Source organism: Halomonas sp. AOP30-A1-24, assembly GCF_052378165.1.
GTDB classification, from domain to species: Bacteria; Pseudomonadota; Gammaproteobacteria; order Pseudomonadales; family Halomonadaceae; genus Vreelandella; species Vreelandella citrativorans.
Genome location: NZ_JBQSXL010000059.1, coordinates 1 through 3929 on the forward strand (window position 1 = coordinate 1; position 3929 = coordinate 3929).

At 53.7% G+C, this 3929-nt stretch carries 6 protein-coding genes; all 6 read right to left on the reverse strand.

All coding sequences use genetic code 11. From position 1 onward, the window contains the following. Positions 1–556: alpha/beta hydrolase (locus ACT3TJ_RS17695; protein ID WP_444666104.1), on the reverse strand; the 556-nt coding region annotated here is incomplete at its 3' end. Beyond that, entirely contained in the window at positions 547–1935 is a 1389-nt protein-coding gene (locus ACT3TJ_RS17700; RefSeq protein WP_087107903.1) for an FAD-dependent oxidoreductase, read from the reverse strand. The genes ACT3TJ_RS17695 and ACT3TJ_RS17700, both read right to left, overlap by 10 nt. 18 nt (positions 1936–1953) lie before the next feature. Beyond that, positions 1954–2790 carry a tryptophan 2,3-dioxygenase gene (locus ACT3TJ_RS17705; RefSeq protein ID WP_087107905.1) on the reverse strand — a complete coding sequence of 279 codons (837 nt, stop codon included), beginning with the start codon at positions 2788–2790 and terminating at the stop codon, positions 1954–1956. A 12-nt stretch (positions 2791–2802) separates the two neighbouring features. Beyond that, complete coding sequence (locus tag ACT3TJ_RS17710) at positions 2803–3111, reverse strand: MoaD/ThiS family protein (protein WP_087107907.1); 309 nt, start codon at positions 3109–3111, stop codon at positions 2803–2805. 16 nt (positions 3112–3127) lie between these two features. After that, a complete protein-coding gene (locus ACT3TJ_RS17715) occupies positions 3128–3553 on the reverse strand; it encodes a Mov34/MPN/PAD-1 family protein (protein WP_087107909.1) in 426 nt (141 codons plus the stop codon). Between the two features lie 9 nt (positions 3554–3562). Beyond that, on the reverse strand, positions 3563–3929 hold a 367-nt coding region (locus ACT3TJ_RS17720; RefSeq protein ID WP_444666106.1), incomplete at its 5' end, for a rhodanese-like domain-containing protein.

Consider the following 3929-nt stretch of genomic DNA (forward strand, 5'->3'; position numbering starts at 1 on the left):
AAATGAGGACACGCCCTAGCAAGGCGCCTTGGAAAGGTGATGAATCTGGCCAGATCCGACACAGCAACATTGCTGCCAAATGTGCGCCAGCGGAGCTGCCAACGAGGATGATTTTTGGCACTTGGCCCCGAGCTGCGTACCAAGTGCGTAGTGTAAGCAAGGCCTGAGCAACTTGGTCGACAATATATTCGAGAGGGACATTCGGCGCTAAACTATAGCCTACTGCAGCGTAGTCTAAGCCATGAGCGTTTAAGCCTGGGGCAGAGAACAGCGAGTCTTTTGCGCTCAGTTCCTGCCAGTAGCCACCGTGAATATATACGATCGTTGCCCCAGGGGATCGAGTGGCCTGGAATAGGAGGATCTTTTCCCTAGCCGCAGGCCCATAGCGTAATACTCGCGGCTGGCCGAGGAGCGCAATGGCTGCTTGGCTATCAGATCTATACTGAGTGAGAGTTTGCTTATAACTAGGTGCCAGTGAGCTCGGTGAATAGGCTCGTTCTCGTCTGTTCAGTGGAAGCTGATGGCCAAGAGGGTCGGAAACCTTCATCACATACATCCGTCCATTCCTCCTAAGGGATATAGCGGCGTTAGGTGCCTATGCAACTGACTTTTCACAGCAGCTAGGTTGATCTCTTCGAAGCTCTTGCAACCTTTGACGGCCAGACGAAGCAATTCTGATTGAATCTCTCCTCGAGCCTGTGCAGTGGCGTAAGGAAGGTTGCTGAAGGTCACCATGGAGTAGCGAGACATAAAGCGTTCTGGGTGCTCAGCTTCCAGCCACTGTGCCAGTTGCCGTTCCAGTTGATAGCCAGCACTACTGACCCGCTCTCGCATTTCAACATAGTTTTCTAGTGCCATAGCCTGGATTGCGCTGGCGTTGGGTTGGCGTTCTTCTTCATAGGCGCTTAGAGCTCTACTCAACTCTGGCTGTGCTGTTAGATACTTTGCCAACGCTGTGGCATCTTCCAGTGCGCAGTTCATACCCTGGCCGTGGAAGGGCACCATTGGGTGTGCAGCATCACCGATCAGTACTGCGCAGCCCTCGACTTGCCATTTGCGCAACCAGAGGGAGCCAAGCTGGCCAGTGGGGTTGTATTCGAAATCTTGTTCTAGGTTGGGTAAATATTCCGATAGATCTGGGTATATCCGCTCGAACCAGCTCCGCGCTACTTTACCCTCCGCAAGGCGCTTGAAACAGGCTTCGTCGGTATTGTCGTGCGGCAGGAAGAGCGTAGCGGTAAAGCTGCCGTCTATGTTCGGTAGGGCGATGCACATGTGTCCGCCACGCGGCCAAATGTGAAGAGCGTCGGCCTCAAGTCGCGGACAGCCATCGGCGCGAGATGGCATATAGAGCTCTTTATAGCCGTGGGGTTGCCACTCTCGGTGTTCTCCCAGCGAGGTAACGAGTGCCATGGCTCGACGCACGGCTGAGTCTGCACCATCAGCACCCACCAGCAGGTCGAAGGAAAGATGTTCACCTCCAGCTAGCGCACATTGTGCCGCCCAGTCAACTTGTTCGAGCGGAGTGTCAAAACGCAGGCGTACGCCGGCAGCTTCAGCGGCAGCAAGCAGTTGTTGATTAAAGCGGCCACGCTGGATAGACCATAGGACGTCTTCAGAACGGGGGCTGTAGGGTTGGTAGCTGGCGGGGTTCCCCAGCGAATGCACGCGCCGACCGCGCATAGCCACTGCTTCTGCTAGCACAGATGCCTCTAGCCCAATTAGCCGCAGAGCCTGTAGGCCACGTTCAGCCAGAGCTAGGTTGATTGATTTACCCGTGTTGGCCAAGCTTTTACGTGGGTCACCGCGTTTTTCCAGAAGAGTCACTTGCCAGCCTTGGCGCTGTAGCAAACAGGCCAGTAGAGGGCCAGCAAGCCCCGCTCCTACGATCAGCGCAGTGCGCTCTTGAGGGAGGTGAGTTGAATGTCGCGCCATCGTGATAGGCTCCTGGGTTCAGAGGTGGGTGCGCAACTGCCAGAGTTCGGGGAATAGAACTGTGTTGAGAGTGGAGCGAAGGTAGCTAACTCCGCTGGTGCCGCCGGTTCCCTGGCGATGGCCGATGATTCGTTCTACCGTGCAGAGGTGGCGAAAGCGCCAGTGCTTAACGCTGTCTTCTAATTCCACTAGTTGCTCGCCTAGGGTGTATAGCTCTCGGTGTTCCTCGGGCTGGCGATACACTTGCAACCAAGCTGCTTCCACTGAAGGAGAGTGACTAGTTGGCTCACTATGCTCAAATTGCAGCCGAGACTGGTCAATATCCATGCCGCGTGCAGCCATTAGGCGCACCACTTCATCATACAGTGATGGCGCCATTAAACGCTTTTGCAGTGCATGCAGGGCCAGTTCGTCCTGAGTGTGGTCTGCTAAGTGTGCTGAGGATTTGTTGCCAAGCAGGAACTCTATCTCACGAAACTGCACGGACTGATGCCCTGAGGCGCTGCCCAGCGACGGGCGCATAGCAAGAAAATCGCTAGGGGTTAGGGTCGCCAGCACGCTCCAGGCGTGATTCAAGTGATCCATGATCCGCTGTACTCGCGCGATGGCCTTCAGCGCGGCGGGTAGGTTATCACTGCCCAAATGCTGAATCGCCTGGGTCAACTCATACAGCATCAACTTCATCCACAGTTCAGCTGTCTGATGCTGGATGATAAACAACAATTCGTCAGGGATCTCGGAGCGTGGAACTTGGCTGTCTAAAATCTGCTTGAGATGTAGATAATCGTCATAGCGCATTTCGTTCGGGGCGGTGGCCGACGTCACACGCTTTCTGCCGGATAATGGGCATGGCATCGTAGTATCTCCTCAGGCCTTTGTCAGTGGTTTGCAGATATAGTTGATCTGACCACCGGCCACGGCAGGGAGAATAATAACCTCATCACCCTCGTTAATTGGTGTCTGTAGGCCGCTGTGAAAGCGCACGTCCTGATCGTTGACGTAAAGGTTTATAAATTTCACCAGAGCATCATCCTTTACCAGTCGTTGCTTCACTCCTGGCCAATCTCGCTCCAGGTCATCAATGACGTCAGCCAAGTTACTACCTTGGGCATCAACAGTGGCAGCTCCATTGGTTAAGGAGCGCATAATAGTGGGTATATGAATAGTGACAGGCATTTAGATTCCTTATTTATCAATAAAATAGTGGGGGTTGCTCGAAAGTCAGCTCTTGTTCCAGTATCCGACCATGCTTGATGTAGTAGCAGCGCATCGCTGGGCAGAAGTGTTTAACGGTGCTAATGATTAAGTGGTAGGCGTCGGGAAAGGCAGCGGCATAATCTACATCTGTGGAACTGGGATAGGGTTTTGAGGCAGTATGGGAGTGATAGATCACCAGTGGAAACTCACTACGTACGTCCATTTCCCGCCACACTAGTAGTTGTTCTCGTGGCTCGAAGATGAAAAAGTCTTTAGATTGAGCGGCATTGTGCATAGGTATCAGTCGGTGAGGTCTGGGCTCTCCTGCCAAGCTGGTGATGATGCCGCAGCATTCAATCGGGTGTTGCTCATGAGCTTGGCGGAAGAGGGCATCACGCATTGAAGTGGATAAATTCAGCATGATCGCACCTTAGTAACTTGCTAGAGTCGGATTGACATCGTGTACCCATGCCAATACGCCACCCTGCAAATTGCGCACGTTACTGAAACCGGCAGTGAGCATCGCCTGGACTACTTCTCTGGAGCGGGTGCCGGCCTTGCAGTACACCACGTAAGGTGCGTCTTTTTCGGCCATGACACCTTGGCCAAGGCTAGTTAGTACGTACGCCTTGGGCAGCAAATGTGCGCCCTCAATATGGACGATGTCCCACTCGTTCTGTTCGCGAACATCCAGCAGTGTCACTGTGGGCTCTTTAACCAGCAGTGTATGCAACTCAGTGGCGCTGATGCTTGGTACTTCGGTCTGTGCATTAGTTGGCTGGCCTATACCGCAGAAC